The organism is Pseudomonas sp. UBA6753 (genome assembly GCF_002453565.1).
Classification (GTDB): Bacteria; Pseudomonadota; Gammaproteobacteria; order Pseudomonadales; family Pseudomonadaceae; genus Aquipseudomonas; species Aquipseudomonas putida_Z.
The window spans coordinates 23,353-44,890 of sequence record NZ_DKHD01000014.1 but is presented as its reverse complement, the minus strand read 5'-3'; the positions used below and the strand labels follow the sequence as shown (position 1 = coordinate 44,890).

At 63.9% G+C, this 21,538-nt stretch carries 18 protein-coding genes; 10 read left to right on the top strand and 8 right to left on the bottom strand.

From position 1 onward, the window contains the following. The first annotated feature begins 52 nt into the window (after positions 1-52). Positions 53-280: a hypothetical protein gene (locus B2790_RS06400; RefSeq protein WP_003260451.1), complete on the top strand. Its 228-nt coding sequence runs from the start codon at positions 53-55 to the stop codon at positions 278-280. 42 nt (positions 281-322) lie between these two features. On the opposite strand, the gene B2790_RS06395 is transcribed toward B2790_RS06400, so the two are convergent. From B2790_RS06395 to B2790_RS06375, 5 genes are all read right to left on the bottom strand, one after another. Beyond that, positions 323-805, bottom strand: coding sequence for a copper chaperone PCu(A)C (locus tag B2790_RS06395; protein WP_013971950.1), 483 nt, complete (start codon positions 803-805; stop codon positions 323-325). Next, the gene (locus B2790_RS06390) at positions 806-1,414 is read right to left on the bottom strand and encodes an SCO family protein (RefSeq protein ID WP_024086651.1); all 609 of its coding nucleotides are present in this window, start codon (positions 1,412-1,414) and stop codon (positions 806-808) included. A 348-nt stretch (positions 1,415-1,762) separates the two neighbouring features. Next, positions 1,763-2,347 carry a Fe-S biogenesis protein NfuA gene (nfuA, locus tag B2790_RS06385; protein WP_003250416.1) on the bottom strand — a complete coding sequence of 195 codons (585 nt, stop codon included), beginning with the start codon at positions 2,345-2,347 and terminating at the stop codon, positions 1,763-1,765. A 58-nt stretch (positions 2,348-2,405) separates the two neighbouring features. Beyond that, entirely contained in the window at positions 2,406-3,440 is a 1,035-nt protein-coding gene (locus B2790_RS06380; protein ID WP_286101416.1) for an acyltransferase family protein, read from the bottom strand. A gap of 209 nt (positions 3,441-3,649) precedes the next feature. Further along, positions 3,650-5,950, bottom strand: coding sequence for a fatty acid cis/trans isomerase (locus B2790_RS06375; protein ID WP_025338484.1), 2,301 nt, complete (start codon positions 5,948-5,950; stop codon positions 3,650-3,652). A 183-nt stretch (positions 5,951-6,133) separates the two neighbouring features. On the opposite strand from B2790_RS06375, the gene metH reads away from it, so the two are divergent. Further along, entirely contained in the window at positions 6,134-9,841 is a 3,708-nt protein-coding gene (gene metH, locus B2790_RS06370) for a methionine synthase (RefSeq protein ID WP_286918478.1), read from the top strand. A 171-nt stretch (positions 9,842-10,012) separates the two neighbouring features. Then, complete coding sequence (locus tag B2790_RS06365; protein ID WP_003256398.1) at positions 10,013-10,228, top strand: DUF2970 domain-containing protein; 216 nt, start codon at positions 10,013-10,015, stop codon at positions 10,226-10,228. Between the two features lie 263 nt (positions 10,229-10,491). Here B2790_RS06365 and B2790_RS06360 read toward each other — a convergent pair whose 3' ends face one another. Beyond that, entirely contained in the window at positions 10,492-11,568 is a 1,077-nt protein-coding gene (locus B2790_RS06360) for an ABC transporter substrate-binding protein (RefSeq protein WP_274078754.1), read from the bottom strand. A 213-nt stretch (positions 11,569-11,781) separates the two neighbouring features. Here B2790_RS06360 and B2790_RS06355 point away from each other — a divergent pair, with 213 nt between their 5' ends. The 7 genes from B2790_RS06355 to B2790_RS06325 all read left to right on the top strand — a co-directional run bounded on the left by B2790_RS06355 (position 11,782) and on the right by B2790_RS06325 (position 19,405). Beyond that, positions 11,782-13,434 (top strand): nitrite/sulfite reductase, encoded by a 1,653-nt coding sequence (locus tag B2790_RS06355; RefSeq protein WP_085663173.1) that lies wholly within the window; start codon positions 11,782-11,784, stop codon positions 13,432-13,434. Next, positions 13,418-13,912, top strand: coding sequence for a DUF934 domain-containing protein (locus tag B2790_RS06350; RefSeq protein ID WP_046615699.1), 495 nt, complete (start codon positions 13,418-13,420; stop codon positions 13,910-13,912). Before B2790_RS06355 ends, B2790_RS06350 begins: the two co-directional genes overlap by 17 nt. A gap of 129 nt (positions 13,913-14,041) precedes the next feature. Further along, positions 14,042-15,613, top strand: a complete 1,572-nt coding sequence (locus tag B2790_RS06345; protein ID WP_196173755.1) for a hypothetical protein — start codon at positions 14,042-14,044, stop codon at positions 15,611-15,613. 229 nt (positions 15,614-15,842) lie between these two features. Beyond that, a complete protein-coding gene (gene dkgB / locus B2790_RS06340; protein WP_046615701.1) occupies positions 15,843-16,646 on the top strand; it encodes a 2,5-didehydrogluconate reductase DkgB in 804 nt (267 codons plus the stop codon). A gap of 4 nt (positions 16,647-16,650) precedes the next feature. Continuing rightward, the gene (locus B2790_RS06335) at positions 16,651-17,604 is read left to right on the top strand and encodes a TIGR03571 family LLM class oxidoreductase (protein ID WP_274120898.1); all 954 of its coding nucleotides are present in this window, start codon (positions 16,651-16,653) and stop codon (positions 17,602-17,604) included. 14 nt (positions 17,605-17,618) lie between these two features. Then, positions 17,619-18,794 (top strand): MFS transporter, encoded by a 1,176-nt coding sequence (locus tag B2790_RS06330; RefSeq protein ID WP_414708569.1) that lies wholly within the window; start codon positions 17,619-17,621, stop codon positions 18,792-18,794. A 146-nt stretch (positions 18,795-18,940) separates the two neighbouring features. Continuing rightward, entirely contained in the window at positions 18,941-19,405 is a 465-nt protein-coding gene (locus B2790_RS06325) for a DUF1348 family protein (protein WP_046615704.1), read from the top strand. Here the strand turns inward: B2790_RS06325 and B2790_RS06320 are convergent, their stop codons facing one another. Together B2790_RS06320 and B2790_RS06315 are read right to left on the bottom strand one after the other, a co-directional pair. Then, entirely contained in the window at positions 19,406-20,761 is a 1,356-nt protein-coding gene (locus B2790_RS06320) for an ATP-binding protein (protein WP_286918476.1), read from the bottom strand. Beyond that, positions 20,758-21,468, bottom strand: coding sequence for a response regulator (locus B2790_RS06315; protein WP_137163487.1), 711 nt, complete (start codon positions 21,466-21,468; stop codon positions 20,758-20,760). Before B2790_RS06315 ends, B2790_RS06320 begins: the two co-directional genes overlap by 4 nt. Positions 21,469-21,538 lie beyond the last annotated feature (70 nt).

The window sequence follows — 21,538 nt, the reverse complement described above, 5'->3', positions numbered from 1 at the left end:
GCAGGCCGGCCAGCCACTGCTACACTGACAAGGCTGAATGGAGGATCCTGCCATGTCCGAAAGAGAGCTCACCACCCTCCTGTCGCTGATGAACCAGCGCCAGGCCTGCCTGAGCAGTGCCTGCAAGGAGATAGCCGACTGGATCGACCGGCAGGGCGACGTGCCCGCCGCCGGCAAGATCCGCGCAAGTCTCAAGGCCCTGGAGGCCGATGAGGCCCAGGTCCGCAAGACCTTGACCTCGCTGACCCTCGACAGGCCGCTGCCCAAGTTTCGCAGCTGATTGAGCCGGGGGCGCAAAGCGCCCCCAAAGGGTTCAGCCTGATCAGTGCTTCATGTGCATGTGATCATGCCCACCGCCCGCCTCGGCGTTGAGCGCACGCACTTCGGCCTGTACGTCCAGGGTTTCCTTGGCCCCCTTGGCATCTTCGATGGTCAAGGTCAGCGGCACTTTCTCGCCTTCCTTCACCTGGTTGTTCAGGCCCATCAGCATCACATGCAGGCTGTTCGGGTCGAGGGTTACGGCCTTGCCGGCCGGCAGCTCGACCGCCTTGACCTCACGCATACCCATCACATCGCCGTTCATGGTCATCTCGTGCACCTGCACGGTCTTGGCCACAGGCGAAGCCACGCCCACCAGCTTGCTGTCGCTGCTGGCGGTCAGGGTCATGAAGGCACCGGTGGACTGCTGGTGCGGCACGGTCGCCCGCACCCAGGCGTCGCTCACGGTGGTCTGGGCCAGGGCCGGCAGCGCCAGGCCCATCAGGACCAGGGCAGCCAGGCCGTGCTTGATCGGTTGCATCGACATTCAGCAGATCTCCATCAGGGTGACCAGGTCTTCGGCGCATTCCTGGGCGGTCAGGGAATGGCCCAGGCTCAGGCGCAGGGTGCCACGCGTATCGTAGACGTAGCTGGTGGACGAGTGAGAGACGGTATAGGTATCACCGGCCGGGACTTTCTCGTAGAACACCTTGAACTCTTTGGCCACCGCAGCGATTTCCTCGGGGGTGCCGGTCAGCGCGGTGAACGATGGGTCGAACGCCTTCACGTAGGCATCGAGCACCTCGGGGGTGTCGCGCTCCGGGTCCAGGGTAATCAACACCACCTGGAACAGGTCGCGATCGCGGCCGCGCAGCAGCTTGCGGATTTGCGCGGCGCGCGCCAGGGTGGTCGGGCACACGGCCGGGCACTGGGTGAAGCCGAAGAAGATCATCGGCATGCTGCCGTAGAAGCTCGACAGGGTGCGCACATTGCCTTGGGTGTCCTTGAGGCTGAACTTGCGCCCAAGGATTTCGTTGCTCATGTTCTTGCCGTACTTGAACTCGAGCCCCCGGGCCGGGCTGCAGCCTGCGAGCAGGCCAAGCCCGAGAACGCCCATCCCGGCGACAACTGCGCGCCGGGTATATAGATCATTCATGAAACCATCCTTTACAGGGAAGGTGCCGGCCCTCGGGACGGGCCGGTCGAAAAACCGGGGCATTCTGGCACGACACCCCGAGGGGTTCTACCCGACGAAGGCAAGGATCGGCTGCAGCCCTTTGAATACGGGCTGCGGCCTGTTGTCGCAGGGGTTGAAACGGTAACACTTTGTTGCTAAGGCCTGACCAGATTGTGCGGTCGTTGTGGGAGCGGCCTTGCGTCGCGAAAGGGCTGCGCAGCAGCCCCCGGGATATTGGCGGCGAAGCTGATATTGCTGGGGCCGCTTCGCGGCCCTTTCGCGACGCAAGGCCGCTCCCACACGCAACAGACCGCGCCTGCCTCTACATCAGTAGTAGGCGTTCTCTTTCTGGCTGTGGTCAGTCACGTCACGCACGCCCTTCAGCTCGGGAATACGCTCGAGCAGGGTGCGCTCGATGCCTTCCTTCAGGGTCACGTCGGCCTGGCCACAACCCTGACAACCACCACCGAACTGCAGCACGGCAATGCCGTCGTCGACCACATCCACCAGGCTCACCTGGCCGCCGTGGCTGGCCAGGCCGGGGTTGATCTCGGTCTGCAGGTAGTAGTTGATGCGCTCGTTGATCGGGCTGTCTTCGTTGACCATCGGCACCTTGGCATTCGGCGCCTTGATGGTCAGCTGGCCACCCATGCGGTCGGTGGCATAGTCGACCAGTGCGTCTTCCAGGAACGGCACGCTGACCGCGTCCAGGTAAGCGGTGAAGCTCTTCAGGCCCACGGCGGTGTCGTCAGGCTTCTCTTCGCCCGGCTTGCAGTAGGCGATGCAGGTTTCGGCGTACTGGGTGCCCGGCTGGGTGATGAAAATGCGAATGCCGATGCCAGGCGTGTTCTGCTTGGAGAGCAGATCGGCCAGGTAGTCATGGGCGGCGTCGGTAATGGTTATAGCGCTCATGTAGGTTCCTCACAGACTTGCGGCCAAGTGTACGCCAACCCGGCCTTCGAACAAAGTCCTAGTATTTGACTCGGGAAAGCGCATATTCAGGGGCCCGCCCCCGTGGCGCCGCCAGCCAGGCCTGCATGCGCCGGTACAGGCCGCGCTCCAGCCACTGGTAGCTGAACCACGACATTAGTCCAATGGACGGCACGCACAGGGCGAACACCAGGTACGGGTTCAACTGCAGGCGCTGGCTGGCGAACCAGCCTGCGTACAGCACCAGCACATGGACCAGGTACACCGAATACGAACAGTCACCCAGCGCCTTGAGCAGCCGGTTGCCGCGGAACACCGGCTCCAGGGCGACAAAGGCCAGCACGATCATTGCGCTCGGCACGCCCCAGTGCAGCAAGCGCCGGGAAGCGTCCAGGTGGTAGATGGCAAGGCCTGCCACCGCCAGCAACGCCAACGGCAGCCAGCGGCCCTGGTGGATCAACCCGCGACGGTGCAGCACGCCCAGGCCGATGCCGAGCAGGAATTCGTAGATGATGTCGTTGCTGTAGAAGCGGCTGAGCACGCCCAGCCGGCCCAACATCTCGCTGGCCAGCAGCAGCGCGGCGGTGACCAGCAACTGGTGATGACGCTGGCGCACCAGGAAGGCCAGGCCGAACAGCAGGTAGAAGAACATCTCGAAGTTCAGCGTCCAGCCCACGTTCAGGGTCGGGTACAAGCCGTAGCCACCAGGGTTTTCCGCCGGAATGAACAGCAGCGACAGCAGCAGATGGTGCCAGGTGAATGCCTGGTGCGGCATCCATTGGCTGAAGGCCAGCAGCAGGGTTGCCATCAGCGCCGTGTAGAACCAGTAGGCCGGGACGATACGCAGCGCCCGGTTGAGCAGGAACTGGCGGGGCTCGATGGCCTTGTCGCAGGTCGACAGGTAGATGACCAGCCCGCTGATGACGAAGAAGATGTCGACGCCTGCGGCGCCGCGGTCGGTGAGCAGTTGGCCGATGGGGCCGGAGGCTTGGAAGTCGAAGAAGATCTGCATGAAATGGTGGCAGACCACCACCCAGGCGGCGAACGCCCGCAGTGCTTGAAGCGAATACAGCATGGAGAACCCTGCAATTGCCGGTGCATTGAGGCCCGGCGAGCGCACCGCGCTCGTTCGCGGGCTTGCCCGCTCCCACAGGGTTCATGCCATGCCCGAAGGCACCACATATCCTGTGGGAGCGGGCAAGCCCGCGAATGGGGCTGCACAGCAACCCCCGGACCACCCACCCATTCCGACCGCAGGGTAATCGGAAAGGTCAGCCCAACCGATCAGAGGTTCTCGTAGCGGTTCATGTCCAGCACGCCCGCCTCGACCGGCTCGGTCTCCTTGATGAAGCTGTTCAGGTCATGGAAGTAGCGCCAGAACTCTGGGTGACTGCGGCGCACACCCCAACGCATGACGATGCGCTCGAACCTGGCCGGGTCATCTTTCGCATACTCCATGTCCTCGACAAACTCCGGCACATCCTTGGTCGGGATGTTGAAGATGAAGTTGGGGTAGCTGCTGAGCACGCCCGGGTACAGGGTCAGGGTATCCAGCCCCGGCTGGTAGCGGTACGCCTCGCCCAGCAGGAACGCCACGTTGCTGTGCGCGCGATTGCGCAGCAGGCTGTACACCTGGCGCTGGCCGCCCTGCCCTTCGATGCGCAGCATGGTCGCTTCGGGCAGCTGGTTGATAACCTTCAAGCCGGCAGCCGGGCGCGACACCAGGCGGCTGAGCGACTGCTCGGCATTGCGGAATTCTTCGCTCACCTGCGGCCGCGAGCAGAACGCGCCCTGGCAGCGGTTGATCGGGTCAGGCGCGGCATTCAGGCTGCCGGTACGCTGCAACAGCTTCAGGCCGAAGTCGCGCTTGGGGTTGCGCGGGTCGAGCTGGATGCCGCTCGGGGTGTCGGTGTCGATGTCTTCATAATCCATCCACATCTTCACCTTGCCGCTGTTCTGGTACCAGTCGCCGAGGATCGCCTTGCGCTGGTCGGCCGGCATCAGGCGCAGGAAGTTGACCTCGGCGCCGTTGCGGATCAGGTCGAAGTACAGGCGCGTCTGCAACTGGTGCGAGACGTTGCCGAACACATCGAAGTTGACCGCCAGCTGGTAATAGGTGCGCTCGAACAACGGGTAGTCGAACAGCCACACGGTCAGCGGCACGTCACCGATCAGGCCCTTGGTCACCGAGGCGCTGTCGAAGTGGCGGAAAATGCTCAGCAACGCGTTGTCGTTACCGGCCCACAGCGTCGCCCAGCCCGGCGCCGGCATGTCGGCATAGGCTTCGCGGCGCAGTTTTTCGTACTCGTTGCGCTTGTCACGGTAGGCGTGCCACAGGCTCAGCACGCTGCCCACGTCATCGATCTGCCCAGGCATGGCCAGCAGCGGCGTGGCCTCGCCACGGTACTTGGCATCGGTGATGTAGCGGTCGTGGGCCGGCTCCTGGAACAACGCCCAGAAGTTGTCGCGGATCACGTCGGTGGCAATCTGCCCACGGCATACCGGGCCACGGATGAAGGTGCGCACGAAGTACTCGGCGTTATCCAGCATGAACTGGTAGCGCGCCACTGCCGGGATCGCTTCGAAGGTTTCGAACGGGTTGGCCCGGTGGCGCGGGCCGTAGCCTGGCAGCGCGGTGGCATGCCAGTCGCCGGCGTAGAACAGTTGTTTGACCCGCTTGAGCTTCTGCGGCCCCATCGGGTAGGTGATGTGCGTCTTGTGCACGATCACGCCCTGCACCGGGATCAACCGGTAGTAGAAGTCGGTGCCCGGCGGGTCGTTGGGGCGGCGCGTGGCGATCAGGTCGACCGGCTGGCCGCTCGGTGTACGCGAACGTACCCACTGGAAGAAGTGGCCCTGCTCGCCACCAACGAAATAGATGTGCGCCAGGAACAAGTGCTCGTACAGCCAGCGGCCGACCAGCGCCTCGGTGGAACCCGGGCGGTTGAGCAGCTCTTCCCAGTCGGCAATCTGCTTGGCTTCGGCCGCACTTGGCTTGATCGGCTGGTACTCGACCGGCGCACCGGCGGCCAGCCAGCGGCGCATGGTGTCGTATTCCTTGTCGGTCAGGCCGGTCACCGCCAGTGGCATGCCTTCCTTGGGGTGGGCGCCGGCATAGGCATCGAACTCATGCGGCAACGGGCACATGTTGTTGCGGTTCAGGCCCAGGACGATTTCCTCGGGCAGCTTGGCGTTGGGCGTGAGCGGGGTCTTGTGCCCCAGCTCGAGCATGCGCGCCATCAGCGCAGCCTGGCTGCCCTGGTTGTCGAGCACGGAGTAGAAGCCCTTCTTGCGCCACTCGCCCTCGCTGTGGGCGTCATAGAACAGCCGCGTGGTGGGCACTGCCTTGCTGCGCTCGCCCTGGTACACCGGAACCTTGGTGGCGCCGCGCACCGCGCCTTCGGGGCTTTCCAGCTTCAGCTGGCAGGCGGCGTCGTTGCAGGCGTGGCAGGCCACGCATTTCTCGGTGAAGATCGGTTGAATGTCCCGGGTGTAGGAAATAGCCGGGCTCGACTGGGGGGCTTGCCCGAACGCCACACTGCTGATGAGCAGGGCGAAAACGCCGGCAAGAATACGATGCACCATGTGCGGAAAGTCCTGGGTATTGAAAGCCATCACGATTTGTTGCCTGGTCGTCCTTGGGTGCCCTGCTTCGCCGACGCCCGCCCAACATGAGCCATTTTCATGCAAATGGGCGATGCGCCTAAAAACCGCGCAGCTTTGTTATGATTCTGCACCTTCTGAAATTTGCCCGACCAGGTAGTTCCTATGTCCGACCGCAGCGCTCGTCTCCAAGCACTCCAGAACGCACTCAAAGAGCGCATCCTGATCCTCGACGGCGGCATGGGTACTATGATCCAAAGCTACCGGCTCGAGGAACACGACTATCGTGGCACGCGTTTCGCCGATTGGCCAAGCGATGTCAAGGGTAACAACGACCTGTTGCTGCTCAGCCGCCCGGATGTGATCGCCGCCATCGAAAAAGCCTACCTGGATGCCGGCGCCGATATCCTCGAAACCAACACCTTCAACGCCACGCAGATTTCCCAGGCCGACTACGGCATGGAGTCGCTGGTCTACGAGCTGAACGTCGAGGGCGCGCGCATCGCCCGCCAGGTGGCCGATGCCAAGACCCTGGAAACCCCGCACAAGCCGCGCTTCGTCGCCGGCGTGCTCGGCCCTACCAGCCGCACCTGCTCGATTTCCCCGGACGTCAACGACCCCGGCTACCGCAACGTCACTTTCGACGAACTGGTAACGAACTACATCGAGGCCACCCGCGGCCTGATCGAGGGCGGCGCCGACCTGCTGCTGATCGAGACCATCTTCGACACCCTCAACGCCAAAGCGGCAATCTTCGCCGTGCAGCAGGTGTTCGAGGAAGACGGCATCGAACTGCCGATCATGATCTCCGGCACCATCACCGACGCCTCGGGCCGTACCCTGTCGGGCCAGACCACCGAAGCGTTCTGGAACTCGGTACGCCACGCCAAGCCGATTTCCGTGGGCCTGAACTGCGCCCTCGGCGCCAAGGACCTGCGCCCCTACCTGGAAGAGCTGGCGACCAAGGCCGACACCCATGTCTCGGCCCACCCCAACGCCGGCCTGCCGAACGCCTTCGGTGAATACGACGAAACCCCGGCGGAAATGGCCGTGGTGGTCGAGGAGTTCGCCGCCAGCGGCTTCCTCAACATCATCGGCGGCTGCTGCGGCACCACCCCGGGCCACATCCAGGCCATCGCCGAGGCCGTGGCCAAGTACAAGCCGCGCGAGATTCCGGAAATCGCCAAGGCCTGCCGCCTGTCGGGCCTGGAGCCGTTCACCATCGACCGCCAGTCGCTGTTCGTCAACGTCGGCGAGCGCACCAACATCACCGGCTCCGCCAAGTTCGCCCGGCTGATCCGTGAAGAGAACTACACCGAAGCCCTGGAAGTCGCCCTGCAGCAGGTCGAGGCCGGCGCCCAGGTCATCGACATCAACATGGACGAAGGGATGCTCGATTCCCAGGCCGCCATGGTCCGCTTCCTCAACCTGATCGCCGGCGAGCCGGACATCTCGCGCGTGCCGATCATGATCGACTCGTCCAAGTGGGAAGTGATCGAAGCGGGCCTCAAGTGCATCCAGGGCAAGGGCATCGTCAACTCCATTTCCATGAAGGAAGGCGTCGAGCAGTTCAAGCACCACGCCCGCCTGTGCAAGCGCTATGGCGCTGCCGTGGTGGTGATGGCCTTCGACGAAGTCGGCCAGGCCGACACTGCCGCGCGCAAGAAGGAAATCTGCCAGCGCAGCTACGACATCCTGGTCAATGAAGTGGGCTTCCCGCCGGAAGACATCATCTTCGACCCGAACATCTTCGCCGTCGCCACCGGCATCGAGGAGCACAACAACTACGCCGTCGATTTCATCGAGGCCTGTGCCTACATCCGCGACCACCTGCCGCACGCCCTGAGCTCGGGCGGTGTGTCCAACGTGTCGTTCTCGTTCCGTGGCAACAACCCGGTGCGTGAAGCCATCCACTCGGTGTTCCTGTACCACGCGATCCAGAACGGCCTGACCATGGGTATCGTCAACGCCGGCCAGCTGGAGATCTATGACGAGATCCCGGCTGCCCTGCGTGAAAAGGTCGAGGACGTGGTGCTCAACCGTACCCCGCATGGCACCGACGCACTGCTGGCCATCGCCGACGACTACAAGGGCGGCGGCGCAACCAAGGAAGTGGAAAACGAAGAGTGGCGCTCGCTGCCGGTGGAAAAACGCCTGGAGCACGCGCTGGTCAAGGGCATCACCGCGTTCATCGTCGAAGACACCGAAGAATGCCGCCAGCAGTGCGCACGCCCGATCGAAGTGATCGAAGGCCCGCTGATGAATGGCATGAACGTGGTCGGCGACCTGTTCGGCGCGGGCAAGATGTTCCTGCCCCAAGTAGTCAAGTCGGCCCGCGTGATGAAACAGGCGGTAGCCCACCTGATCCCGTTCATCGAAGCCGAGAAAGGCGACAAGCCGGAAGCCAAGGGCAAGATCCTGATGGCCACGGTAAAAGGCGACGTGCATGACATCGGCAAGAACATTGTCGGCGTGGTGCTGGGCTGCAACGGCTATGACATCGTCGACCTCGGCGTGATGGTGCCGGCCGAGAAGATCCTGCAAACCGCCCGCGACGAGAAGTGCGACATCATCGGCCTGTCCGGCCTGATCACGCCGTCGCTGGACGAAATGGTCCACGTTGCCCGCGAAATGCAGCGCCAGGGCTTCCAGTTGCCGCTGATGATCGGCGGCGCCACCACCTCCAAGGCGCATACCGCGGTCAAGATCGAGCCCAAGTACAGCAACGACGCCGTGGTCTACGTCACCGACGCCTCGCGTGCGGTGGGTGTTGCCACCCAGTTGCTGTCCAAGGAGCTGAAAGCCGGCTTCGTCGAGAAGACCCGCCAGGAATACGAAGAAGTACGCGAGCGCACCGCCAACCGCAGCGCCCGCACCGAGCGCCTGAGCTATGCCCAGGCTATCGCCGCCAAGCCGCAGTACGACTGGGCTGGCTACCAGCCAGCGGTGCCCTCCTTCACCGGCGTCAAGGTGCTGGAAGACATCGACCTGCGCACCTTGGCCGAGTACATCGACTGGACCCCGTTCTTCATTTCCTGGGACCTGGCCGGCAAGTTCCCGCGCATCCTTACCGACGAAGTGGTCGGCGAGGCGGCCACGGCGCTGTACAAGGACGCCCGCGAGATGCTCGACAAGCTGATCGACGAAAAGCTCATCAGCGCCCGCGCGGTGTTCGGCTTCTGGCCGGCCAACCAGGTGGCCGATGACGATATCGAGGTGTACGGCGAGGACGGCCACGCCCTGGCTACCCTGCACCACCTGCGCCAGCAGACCATCAAGCCGGACGGCAAGCCCAACTGGTCGCTGGCCGACTTCGTCGCGCCGAAGGCCAGTGGCGTTACCGACTACGTGGGCGGTTTCATCACCACCGCCGGCATCGGTGCCGAGGAAGTGGCCAAGGCCTACCAGGACAAGGGCGACGACTACAGCTCGATCATGGTCAAGGCCCTGGCCGACCGCCTGGCCGAGGCCTGTGCCGAATGGCTGCACGAGCAGGTGCGTAAAGAGCACTGGGGTTATGCCCGCGACGAACACCTGGACAACGAGGCGCTGATCAAGGAGCAGTACCGCGGCATTCGCCCGGCCCCCGGCTACCCGGCCTGCCCGGACCACACCGAGAAGGAAACCCTGTTCCGCCTGCTTGATGGCACTGCCATCGGCGAGACCGGGCCGAGCGGCGTGTTCCTCACCGACCACTTCGCGATGTTCCCGGCGGCGGCGGTCAGCGGCTGGTACTTTGCCCACCCGCAGGCGCAGTACTTTGCGGTGGGCAAGGTCGACAAGGACCAGATCGAGCGCTACAGCGCGCGCAAGGGCCAGGATGTGAGCGTCAGCGAGCGCTGGTTGGCGCCTAACCTGGGTTACGACAGCTAAATCTGCGTTGGCTTCTTCGCGGGCTTGCCCGCTCCCACAGGGACCGCACTGCTCTTCAGGGCTGCGCAGTACCTGTGGGAGCGGGCAAGCCCGCGAAGAGGCCGGCAAAGCCAACCTCAGCCTCATTGCCTACACTGTCCCTGATTGCCTCTGATTTCCTCAGGAGCCACCATGGACGATTCCAGCCAGGGCAAGCCCCCTACCTTCTGGCAGATGCTGCACAGCATCCTCGCTGCCGCCTTCGGCGTGCAAAGCGGCAAGAACCGCGCCCGCGACTTCACCCACGGCAAGGCCAGCCATTTCATTGCGCTGGGGACGCTGTTCACCTTAGTGTTCATTGCCGTACTGATCGGCCTGGTGCAATTGGCCCTGCACCTTGCGCGCTAGCAAAAACGCCTGCGGGACTCCCTCCCGCAGGCGCTATGGCTGCATCACGGTCTTGAATACAAGTCTATTGGTGGCTGACCCAATACACGGCAGTGACCACCACCAGAACGATCAGGCAGAGGATCGCCCAGGCATCGACGCTGCTGTCAGCTTTGCGGACCTTGGTTGAGTTTCCCATTGCATTGCCTCTTGTAGTGGTTATGGGAATGCACTTCACCACCAGCAGTTAAGACGAGCAATGCCCTTCCCTCAAGCAGGGTCTTTCAATAATTGATCGGTGATGTCAGAAACGGGTACTGGTAGTCGGGCGGCCGCCCTTCGGCACTGTAATGCTGGAAATCGATGCCGTAGTCCGGCTGCTCCAGCAGTTTCAGCCATCGGGCTGCCTTGGCCTGGTCGATCGGCTGCAACACCGGAACGCGATGCTCGCGCAGGCCGTCACGGTTCACCGCCAGCCCCTGGGCATCATCGTGCAGCATCACCATGGCCCAGCCGCCGAGGGTGAAATGCCCGCCCATCAGCACGCTCAGGCGCCCGTCGATACGTGCGTGCAGGGCCTCTGGCGAGCTGTTGATGGCGCTGAACAGCACATCGCGCCCCGGCTTGCGCCCCGCCTCCTCGAACGCCTGCATGGCACCAAAGGCCATTTCGTCGTTGGCCGACCACACCAGGCGGGTGGCCGGGTAGCGCTCCAGCAGTTGCTGCGCCTGCTCGTAGGCGCGCTGGCGGCTCCAGCCGCCATATACCACCTGGCGCAGGCGCACCTGGGGGAAGTCAGCCAGGGCCCGGCGCATGCCTTCCTCGCGCAGTTGCGAGGCCGGGGTGGTCTTGACCCCGGCAAACGCCAGCAGGTCCACCGGCCCGCTGTCACGGGGCAATTGCGCGACCATCTGGTGCAACATCTGGAAGCCCGCCTGCTCGTCGTTGGCCGTCAAGGTGCCCAGCAGCTCGGCATACTTGTCGGGCTGGGCCTCGATGCTGCGGGCCTGGCTGGCAGTCAGGCCGTTGTTGACCAGGAACAGCTTAACCCCGCTGCCGCGCGACAGGCGGATGATCTCCGGCGCTACGTACTGCTCGTTGACCAGTACCAGGTAATCCGGGCGCTGCGCCCCGCCCAGGATCGCCCTGGCCTGGGTCAGCGCCAGGTCGGCGCGGCGTTCGCTGTACTCCACGCGCAGGGTCATGCCCAGCTCGTCCGCGGCGGCCTGCATGAAGCGCGTATAACTGGTCCAGAACGTCTCGGTGGACAGCCCCGGGTTGAGGAAAACCACCGAAGCCGGCTGCGCGCTTGCCGCCAGCGGCAAGGCAAGACACAAGCTTTGGCACAATGCCTTGAGCATGGGCTGACATCCCTGCGAAGCAAACATCGGATTATAAACGCCAGGCCACGCCCAACGCACAAATGGCAGTCAGTCTCACATAGTCCATTTGGTTCTTTTCATATGCAAAAACATCACTTTAGCGCATAAACGCAACCTGCTATCGTTCCCCGGCTCCGAAGCGGAGTGCGCGGCCGTGCGCGCGAATAGCTGCATGCCTGAGACAGGACTTTTATGTACGTATACGACGAGTACGATCAGCGGATCATCGAGGACCGCGTCAAGCAGTTCCGTGATCAGACCCGCCGCTATCTGGCCGGTGAGCTGAGCGAAGAAGAATTCCGCCCTCTGCGCCTGCAGAACGGCCTTTACATCCAACGTTTCGCACCGATGCTGCGCGTCGCCGTGCCGTACGGCCAGCTGAACGCCACCCAGGTCCGCACCCTGGCCAGGATCGCCCGCGACTACGACAAGGGCTACGCCCACATCTCCACCCGCCAGAACGTGCAGTACAACTGGCCGGCACTGGAAGACATCCCGGACATCCTCGCCGAACTGGCCACCGTGCAGATGCACGCGATCCAGACCAGCGGCAACTGCCTGCGCAACACCACCACCGACCAGTTCGCCGGTGTAGCCGCAGACGAAATCGTCGACCCGCGCCCGTGGTGCGAAATCGTCCGCCAGTGGACCACCTTCCACCCGGAATTCGCCTACCTGCCGCGCAAGTTCAAGATTGCAATCAACGGCTCGCAGGAAGACCGCGCCGCCATCGAAGTGCACGACATCGGCCTGGAGCCGGTGCGCAATGCCGCTGGCGAGCTGGGCTTCCGCGTGCTGGTCGGTGGCGGCCTGGGCCGTACCCCGGTGGTGGGCTCGTTCATCAACGAGTTCCTGCCGTGGCAGGACCTGATCAGCTACCTCGACGCCATCCTGCGCGTGTACAACCGTTACGGTCGCCGTGACAACAAGTACAAGGCGCGGATCAAGATCCTGGTCAAGGCACTTACCCCGGAAGTGTTCGCCGAAAAGGTCGAGGCCGAAATGGTCCACCTGCGTGGCGGCAGCACCACCCTGACCGAAGCCGAAGTGCAGCGTGTATCGCGCCACTTCGTCGACCCGGCCTACCTGGCCCTGGACAACTTCGACTATGCCGCCCAGGACGCCGAGTACCCAGGCTTCGCCCGCTGGCGCTCGCGCAACACCCGCGCCCACAAGCGCCCTGGCTACGTGGCCGTGACCCTGTCGCTCAAGCCCACCGGCGTTGCCCCGGGCGACCTGACCGACAAGCAGCTGGACGCCGTGGCCGACCTGGCCGAGCGCTACAGCTTCGGCTTCCTGCGGACCTCGCACGAGCAGAACATCATTCTGGCCGACGTCGAGCAGCGGCAGCTGCACGCCCTGTGGCTGGAACTGCGCGAAAGCGGCTTTGCAACCCCGAACATCGGCCTGCTGACCGACATCATCTGCTGCCCGGGTGGTGACTACTGCTCGCTGGCCAACGCCAAGTCGATCCCGATCGCCGAATCCATCCAGCGCCGCTTCGACGACCTGGACTACCTGTTCGACATCGGTGAGATCGACCTGAACATCTCCGGCTGCATGAACGCCTGCGGCCACCACCACGTGGGCCACATCGGCATCCTCGGCGTGGACAAGAAGGGTGAGGAGTTCTACCAGGTGTCGCTGGGTGGCAATGCCGCACGCGGCGCGAGCCTGGGCAAGATCCTCGGCCCGTCCTTCGCTCAGGATGACATGGCCGATGTGATCGAGAAGCTGATCGCCGTGTACGTCGAGCAACGTACCGAGGAAGAGCGTTTCATCGACACCTACCAGCGTATCGGCATCGACCCCTTCAAGGAACGCGTCTATGCAGCGAATCATTAAGAACAACCAGATCGTCGACGAAACCTGGCATCTACTGCCCAAGGAAACGTCCTTTGACGAGCTGACCAACTGCGACGACTACATCGTCCCGCTGCAGATGTGGCGCGACCATGCCCATGCGCTCAAGGCCCGCGACGGCGGGCTGGGCATATGGCTGGACAGTGACGAAGAAGCCGAAGAAATCGGCGAAGAGGTGCAGCACTTCCAGGTCATCGCACTAAACTTCCCGGCGTTCACAGACGGGCGCAACTACTCCAATGCGCGCCTGCTGCGTGACCGCTACAAGTTCAAGGGCGAGCTGCGCGCCATTGGCGACGTGTTGCGCGACCAGCTGTTCTTCATGGCCCGTTGCGGTTTCGACGCATTTGCCATCCGGGCCGACAAGGACCCGGAAGACGCACTGCAAAGCCTGAAGGACTTCTCGGTGACCTACCAGGCCGCCACCGACGAGCCGCTGCCGCTGTTCCGCCGCCGCTGATCGTCACCTTGCAATGCCAGACGGCCCGCCTTCATGGCGGGCCGTTGCGTTTCCTGATCGAGAATTCAAGTTCGCCGATAGCTTGCCGACATCACGCAGGAACGTATCAGTAAAGCGCAGGGAGCGTGAATGAATCCGATTACACCGATCATACGCACGACGCAGACCTACCTTCCCGCTTCCACGGTAACACCAGGCAATGCCGTGAAAGCCGCAAGCGCCACAGCTGCAAGCAGCAAGGTCAGCATAGGCCAGTCTCCGCCCAGCACCGACATCGGCATTTACAATGCCAAAGGTACCCTCGGCAGTGGGCAGGTTCGCTATGTCTGGGAGCATGACGGCATCGACAGGCTGAGCCTGAACATGTACAGCGCGATTCAGTCCTCCTCCACCGCATCCCGGTTCCAGGGACTGGGCGCAGCATTGCTGGAACAACTGGCAGCCAATGGCGGGCAACGCATTTCCCAATCAGGCTTGGCAATTGACAGCGCTACGGCAACAGAACCCATGCTGCTTGGGCTTCAACAGGCCAGGTTGCGCGAATTCGCCACGGACAGCGTGACCTTCACCCTGAACACGGCCTCCGGCGCGACCGTTTCACTGGGGCTTTACAACAGCGACAGAGGCTTGGCGGTAGATGCCGAGGTGCTCGGTGGCAACCTGACCGCCGGCGAACTCGACGGCCTGACTAAGATGGCGGACAGCTTCCAAGGTGCCCTCAACGGCCTTGCTCAGGAACCCCCTGGCCTGAAGCTCGGCGCGCTGGTCAAGCTAGACCCCGCACTCTTCACCGGCCTGCAGTTCAAGGCACAGCTGGAAACCGCAGGCGGTGCTCGGCAGACGTTTGCCCTGCAAATGGACGAGCATACGCGCAGCCTGGAACTCCAGGCACCGTCCGGCAATGTGAAAATGAACTTCGACACCCAAGGCGGCACCTTGCTCGGCAGCGAGGCGCAACGGCAAGCAGCAGTGTCGAACTACCTGACCCAATTCGACGCCGCGCAGCAACGCGGGAACGGCAATGAACAGCTGATGACGCTGTTCAAAGATGCATTCCGCCAGCTCAATAGCGTGGACGACGCAGCCCTGCGCCCAGCCAATCATGACACCTGGCTGAACAAGACCAGCCGCCTGCTGCTCAGTGGCATGGCCGATTTCAATGCTTCGCTCACTACACCCGAGCAGCGAACCAACCCCATGCGCCCGCATGAGATAGACAGCTTCGATTACACCGTTTCACAGACCACCACCCGCAATGGCGGGGCAGCGAACCTGAGCCTGCAACAGGACCAGCAGAGCACGCTGAAGGCCTCTTGGCACGAGAGCCTCAACCCCTGGGTAGAGCTGCAACTCACGCTCGACAGCAAATCGCAGGACTACCGTTATCATGAGGTGCATGACCAAGCCAGCAGTTCGACCCGCATAGGCTTTGTCAACAATGTCCTGGTCGAGGCCACTGCCACCCAGCAGGCCAGTCAGCAGGAGCGTGTACGCACCTACCAGCAAGCCGAACTGCAGTCTGACATGACCACCTCTGCCTCGGCCGCACAGTCACGCGACCTGCTGGACATGCTCGATGAGTTCCTGGCCCAGGACCGGCAGGCGCGACGTCTTGGCCTTGGCTCCAGGCTCGAGCAGCAGGTCCAGTCGCTGCGGAACCTGTGGTTGCTGCAGTCCAACCCGGCGTTGATCGACGACTGATGATTGCATCTGCCTGCCCCTGTCGCCCTTCAGCGGGCGCCAGGGAGCGGGATGAATTGCCTGGCGTTCGCTCACGATCGGCCCGCCTATTCTTGACTGCAGGACAAAGGACCTTGGCCCTGCCCCAGCTTAATCAATCCCCGCCAAACCCGCACACTGCTCCCACACGAACAGCCCGAGCCTTGAGTCTCGGTTCAGTTCACCTCCCTTACTCACCAGGAGCAGATCCATGAGCATTCCATCCTTCGGCCTCGGCACCTTCCGCCTCACCGGCCAAGCCGTCATCGACTCGGTCAAGTCGGCCCTGGAACTGGGCTACCGGGTCATCGACACTGCGCAGATCTACCAGAACGAAGCCGACGTCGGCCAGGCCATCGCCGAAAGCGGCGTCAAGCGCGACGAGCTGTTCATCACCACCAAGATATGGGTCGAAAACTACGCCGCCGACAAGCTGATCCCCAGCCTGCGCGACAGCCTGCAGAAGCTGCGCACCGACTACGTCGACCTGCTGCTCATCCACTGGCCTGCCCCGGGCAACGGCGTTGAGCTGCCCGAGTACATGGCGGCCCTGGCCGAAGCCAAGAAGCTGGGCCTGACCCGCCAGATCGGCGTGTCCAACTTCAACATCGACCTGACCCGCCAAGCCATCGAAGTGGTCGGCAAAGGCGAAATCGCCACCAACCAGATCGAACTCAGCCCGTACCTGCAGAACAGCAAGCTGACCGCCTTCCTCAAGGAGCAAGGCATCACCGTCACCTCCTACATGACCCTGGCCTACGGCAAGGTGCTGAAAGACCCGGTACTGGCCGACATCGCCGCCAAGCACAAGGCCACCGTCGCTCAGGTTGCCCTGGCCTGGGCCCTGCAGCTGGGCTACGCAGTGATCCCGTCGTCGACCAAGCGCGAAAACCTGGCCAGCAACCTGCTCGCCCGTGACCTGAAGCTGGACGCCGACGACATGGCACGCATCGCCAAGCTCGAACGCAATGGCCGCGAAGTCAGCCCTGACGGCCTGGCGCCAATCTGGGATTGATACCATGACCACGCCCCTCGAACGCCTGACCGCTGGCGGCTTCAGCATCGGCCTGGAAGCACCGCTGGACCATGACTGGACGCCCGCCGGCGACCAGGCGCGGCGCCGCGATGGCCGCCAGTTCGGCGAGCCGGACCTGGCCCGCCACGCAGAACTGGCACAACTGGCCGACCGCCTGGGCTACCGCGCCCTGTGGGTCCGCGATGTGCCGCTGTACGACCCGTCGTTCGGCGACGCCGCCCAGGTGTTCGAGGTGTTTGCCTACCTCGGCTACCTGGCCGGGGTAACCCGCGACATCCTGCTTGGCACGGCTGCCGTGGTGCTGCCGATTCGCGAACCGCTGCTGACCCTGAAATCGGCCAACAGCGTGCAGCGCCTCAGTGGCAACCGCCTGCTGCTGGGCGTGGCCAGTGGTGACCGGCCGGTGGAGTACCCACTGTTCGGTCGGGATTTCGAGGGGCGTGGCAACACCTTCCGCGAACAGGTCGCGCTGCTGCGTGATGGTGCCAACGGCCACCTGCCCGAAGGGCTGGCCGTGCTACCCAGCACCGCTTCGCCGCTGCCGTTGCTGGTAGCCGGCCTGGCCCAGCAGAGCCCGGCATGGATCGGCAGCAACCTGGACGGCTGCCTGGCCTACCCCGGCACAGCGGACGACCACCGGCAGCGGGTCGCCGCCTGGCGCACGGTGGCGGGCAACAAGCCCTACAGCAGCTTCATCCACCTGGACCTGGCGGACAACCCCGACGAACCGCTGCAACGCTGGCGCTTCGGTTTCCGCGGCGGCCGCAAGGCGCTGGCGGCCGAACTCGGCGCCCTGCGCGCGGCGGGCGTCGACCATATCGGCCTGCACCTGCGGCGCAACGTGCGGCCGCTGGACGAAACCCTGCGCGAAATCGCCGAATACGTATTGCCACAATTCCATGAGACAAAAGCCCAACTGACGGAGGCCACCCCATGACAGGAACACGCGCAATGAAAGCCGGGCGCGTCCTGTTTGCCCTGGCCATCGGCGCCTTCGGCATCGGCACCACCGAGTTCACCCCGATGGGCCTGCTGCCGGTGATCGCCCAAGGTGTCGATGTCAGCATCCCCAGCGCTGGCATGCTGATTACCGCCTATGCCATCGGGGTGATGGTCGGTGCGCCGATCATGACCCTGCTGTTCAGCCGTTTCGGCAAGCGTGCCGCGCTGATGGCGCTGATGGCCATCTTCACCCTCGGCAACCTGCTGTCGTCGCTGTCGCCGGACTACTACACCCTGCTCGCCTCGCGCCTGGTCACCAGCCTCAACCACGGCGCGTTCTTCGGCCTTGGCGCGGTAGTGGCCGCCAGCGTGGTGCCCAAGGAGAAACAGGCCAGTGCCGTGGCCACCATGTTCATGGGCCTGACCATCGCCAACATCGGCGGCGTGCCGGCCGCCACCTGGATCGGCCAGCAGGTCGGCTGGCGCATGGCCTTTGCCGGTACCGCCGTGCTCGGCCTGCTGGCCATGGCCGCGCTGTGGTATGCCCTGCCCAAGGGTGAACGCGGCAGCGTGCCGCACGTGCGCAAGGAGCTGGCGGTCATCGCCCGCCCCAGCGTGCTGCTGGCAATGGCCACCACCGTGCTCGGTGCCGGCGCCATGTTCACCTTGTACACCTACGTGGCACCGGTACTGGCCGAACTGACCGGCGCCTCGGACAGCTTCGTCACCCTCGGCCTGGTGCTGATCGGTGTGGGCTTCACCCTGGGCAACAGCCTGGGTGGCCGCCTGGCCGACTGGTCGCTGGATGGGGCGGCGCGGATCTTCCTCGCGGCACTGGCAGTGATCATGCTGCTGATGCCGCTGGTGCTGGGCAGCCACATCGGCGCCGCCATCGCCTTGCTGGTGTGGGGCATGTTCACCTTCGCCGTGGTACCACCGCTGCAGATGCGGGTGATGATCGCCGCCATCGAAGCACCGGGGCTGGCCTCGTCGATCAACGTCGGCGCTTTCAACCTGGGCAATGCCGTGGGCGCGGCGCTGGGTGGTGCGGTGATCAGCCTGGACCTGGGCTATGCGGCAGTGCCGATGGCAGGTGGCGTGCTGGCGGCTGCCGGGCTGCTGCTGGTGTGGCTGGGCGGGCGTAGCAAGGCTGCCGGGAAAACCGCAGCCGACGCAGCCAGATAGAGCCCCCCCCCCCGCAAGAGCGCGCCTGGCATGGCACCTCGGCATTGTTCCACGCACTGCAATTATGATGTGCCAGGCGCACCCATTCTCTGTTCGGTCAGCGGCTACTACTCTCATACAAGCCAATCGAACTGAGGAGTACCGCGATGTCCCGTCCACCCCTGCCGCCCTTCACCCGCGAAAGCGCCATCGAAAAGGTCCGCCTGGCCGAGGATGGCTGGAACGGCCGCGACCCGGCCAAGGTTGCGCTTGCCTATACCGTCGACACCGTGTGGCGTAACCGCGCCGAGTTCCCGCGTGGCCGTGCCGAGGTCGAGGCGTTTCTGACGCGTAAGTGGAACCATGAACTGGAGTACCGCCTGATCAAGGAGCTGTGGGCCTTCACCGGCAACCGCATTGCCGTGCGCTATGCCTACGAGTACCACGACGACAGCGGCCAGTGGTACCGTGCCTATGGCAACGAGAACTGGGAGTTTGCCGACGACGGGCTGATGCAGAACCGTCATTCGAGCATCAACGAGCACCCTATCAGCGAAGCCGAGCGCAAGTTCCACTGGCCGTTGGGCCGGCGCCCGGATGATCACCCAGGGCTCAGCGAAATGGGGCTCTGATCAACCCTGCGGCAGCATGATCCTGACTTCCAGCCCACCGCCCGGGCGGTTGCCCAGGGTCATGCTGCCACCCTGCTCCAGCACGATGGCCCGTGCTGCGGGCAGGCCCAGCCCAACGCCACCGGTATTGCGGTTGCGTGAACCTTCGATACGGTAGAACGGCACGAATACCTGCTCATGCAGCTCCGGCGCGATGCCCGGCCCGCGATCCAGCACGGTAATCTCGATCTGCCTGGCGCTCACCGCCAGCACCACCGTTGGCTCACAGCCGTACTTCGCTGCATTGTCGATCAAGTTGACCAGCACACGCCTGATACCCACTGGCCGCCCCGTGTACACGCAGCGGCGCGGCCCGCTGAGGCCGACCTCGACCCCCGCGTCCTTGAAGTCGTCCACCACGGTCAGCAGCAACTCGCCCAGGTCGAATACGGTCGTCTGTTCCAGCCGTGCATCATCACGGAAGAACTCCAACGCCGCATCGACCATCGCCTGCATCTCGTCGACGTCCTTGAACAACTTGGCCTGCAGCTGGGCATCGTCGACGAACTCGGCGCGCAAGCGCATGCGCGTCAGCGGTGCACGCAAGTCATGGGAAATGGCCGCGAGCATCTGGGTGCGGTCGTTGAGAAAATGCTTGAGCTGCGCCTGGGTGGCATTGAACGCGAGAATGGCCTGGCGCAGGTCGTGCGGGCCGACCACCGGAATGGGCGGGGCGTTGAAGTCCTTGCCAAAACGCCGCGCACCTTCGGCAAAGCGTTCCAGCGGCTTGGCCAGGTAACGCGTGGCCAGCAGCGCGACGGCAAGGCTGGAAACCAGCATCAGGCCGAGGATGATCAGGTTGCGCGGCAGTTCATCCAGGCCCCAGCTACGGCTGGTGGCACGGAACAGCACCCAGGACTTGTCGCTCAGCTCGATCATCAGCGCATAGCCACGTTCAGGTGCGTACTCCGGCATGTCGGACGGTTCGAAAGCCTCCACCCTGGCATCCGGGCGCTTTAGCAGTGCGCGCAGGATAGGCGTGCCCTCGCTGAACTCGGCATCGACCAGCACTGGCACGCCCGCTTCGTCATGGCGGCGCAGCCAGCGCACGGAATATGAGCCGTCGCCCGCCGCACTGGCGATGTTGGCACGCTGCGCCATGGGCGCGGCATCGAGGATGCGGGTGACCGCTGCAACCTTCTCGATCACCCCGCTCTCCAGCAGCGGTGGCTGCGCCCAGACGCTCAGCAACAGGCTGAACAGCCCCTTGAGCAGCAGCAGGAACAGCATCGCCGTCAGGGTGGTCAGTGCGATCCAGCGGGCAATGGTGATCCTGGGCCGTGGCAGGGCCTGGCGAACCCTGGCCAGCAGCTTCATCGCTTCGCGACCGTGGGCGTGAACAGGTAACCGGCGTTGCGCAGGGTACGGATCAAGGGCTCGTTGCCGTTGTCGGTTTCAAGCTTGCGGCGCAGCCGGCTCACCTGGACGTCGATGCTGCGGTCATAGGCGTCGTAGGCATCGCCACGGGCCATGTCCAGCAACTGCTGGCGGCTGAGCACCCGCCGCGGATGCTCGGCGAACACCAGCAGCAACTCGAACTCACCGTTGGACAAGGGGATCATGACGTTGTCCGGCGAACGCAGCTCGCGCCGCACCACATCCAGCCGCCAGCCGGCAAACTCCAGGGCCGCGCAGGCATGGCCCGCCGTGCCACCGGCCGCTTCACCGGCACGGCGCAGCACTGCCCTCACCCGGGCCAGCAGTTCACGGGCGGCGAACGGTTTGGTCAGGTAGTCGTCTGCCCCCAGCTCCAGGCCAACCACCCGGTCACTCAGCTCGCCCATGGCGGTGAGCATGATCACTGCCACCTTGTGCTCGGCCAGCAAGCGCTGGCACAACACCAGGCCACTGTCGCCAGGCAGCATCACATCCAGAATGACCAGGTCCGGCACCCGCCGCTCAACGGCCTGCCACAGCGCCTTGCCATCCCTGGCCACATCAACCTCGTAGCCATGCTGGCAGAGAAACTTCTGCAGCAGGTCGAGCACCTCGACATCATCGTCGACTATCAGCAAATGGCTCACAAAAAAGCACCGCAAAACAAGGTTACCAAGCCGTACTTTAAGGCCATCCCCACGCAGCCGTCATATATTT

Excerpts from the sequence above, each read along its gene's own strand:
- B2790_RS06400 (WP_003260451.1), top strand. The coding sequence starts at position 53 with ATGTCCGAAAGAGAGCTCACCACCCTCCTGTCGCTGATGAACCAGCGC.
- B2790_RS06395 (WP_013971950.1), bottom strand. The coding sequence starts at position 805 with ATGTCGATGCAACCGATCAAGCACGGCCTGGCTGCCCTGGTCCTGATG.
- B2790_RS06390 (WP_024086651.1), bottom strand. The coding sequence starts at position 1,414 with ATGAATGATCTATATACCCGGCGCGCAGTTGTCGCCGGGATGGGCGTT.
- nfuA (WP_003250416.1), bottom strand. The coding sequence starts at position 2,347 with ATGAGCGCTATAACCATTACCGACGCCGCCCATGACTACCTGGCCGAT.
- B2790_RS06380 (WP_286101416.1), bottom strand. The coding sequence starts at position 3,440 with ATGCTGTATTCGCTTCAAGCACTGCGGGCGTTCGCCGCCTGGGTGGTG.
- B2790_RS06375 (WP_025338484.1), bottom strand. The coding sequence starts at position 5,950 with ATGGTGCATCGTATTCTTGCCGGCGTTTTCGCCCTGCTCATCAGCAGT.
- metH (WP_286918478.1), top strand. The coding sequence starts at position 6,134 with ATGTCCGACCGCAGCGCTCGTCTCCAAGCACTCCAGAACGCACTCAAA.
- B2790_RS06365 (WP_003256398.1), top strand. The coding sequence starts at position 10,013 with ATGGACGATTCCAGCCAGGGCAAGCCCCCTACCTTCTGGCAGATGCTG.
- B2790_RS06360 (WP_274078754.1), bottom strand. The coding sequence starts at position 11,568 with ATGCTCAAGGCATTGTGCCAAAGCTTGTGTCTTGCCTTGCCGCTGGCG.
- B2790_RS06355 (WP_085663173.1), top strand. The coding sequence starts at position 11,782 with ATGTACGTATACGACGAGTACGATCAGCGGATCATCGAGGACCGCGTC.
- B2790_RS06350 (WP_046615699.1), top strand. The coding sequence starts at position 13,418 with ATGCAGCGAATCATTAAGAACAACCAGATCGTCGACGAAACCTGGCAT.
- B2790_RS06345 (WP_196173755.1), top strand. The coding sequence starts at position 14,042 with ATGAATCCGATTACACCGATCATACGCACGACGCAGACCTACCTTCCC.
- dkgB (WP_046615701.1), top strand. The coding sequence starts at position 15,843 with ATGAGCATTCCATCCTTCGGCCTCGGCACCTTCCGCCTCACCGGCCAA.
- B2790_RS06335 (WP_274120898.1), top strand. The coding sequence starts at position 16,651 with ATGACCACGCCCCTCGAACGCCTGACCGCTGGCGGCTTCAGCATCGGC.
- B2790_RS06330 (WP_414708569.1), top strand. The coding sequence starts at position 17,619 with ATGAAAGCCGGGCGCGTCCTGTTTGCCCTGGCCATCGGCGCCTTCGGC.
- B2790_RS06325 (WP_046615704.1), top strand. The coding sequence starts at position 18,941 with ATGTCCCGTCCACCCCTGCCGCCCTTCACCCGCGAAAGCGCCATCGAA.
- B2790_RS06320 (WP_286918476.1), bottom strand. The coding sequence starts at position 20,761 with ATGAAGCTGCTGGCCAGGGTTCGCCAGGCCCTGCCACGGCCCAGGATC.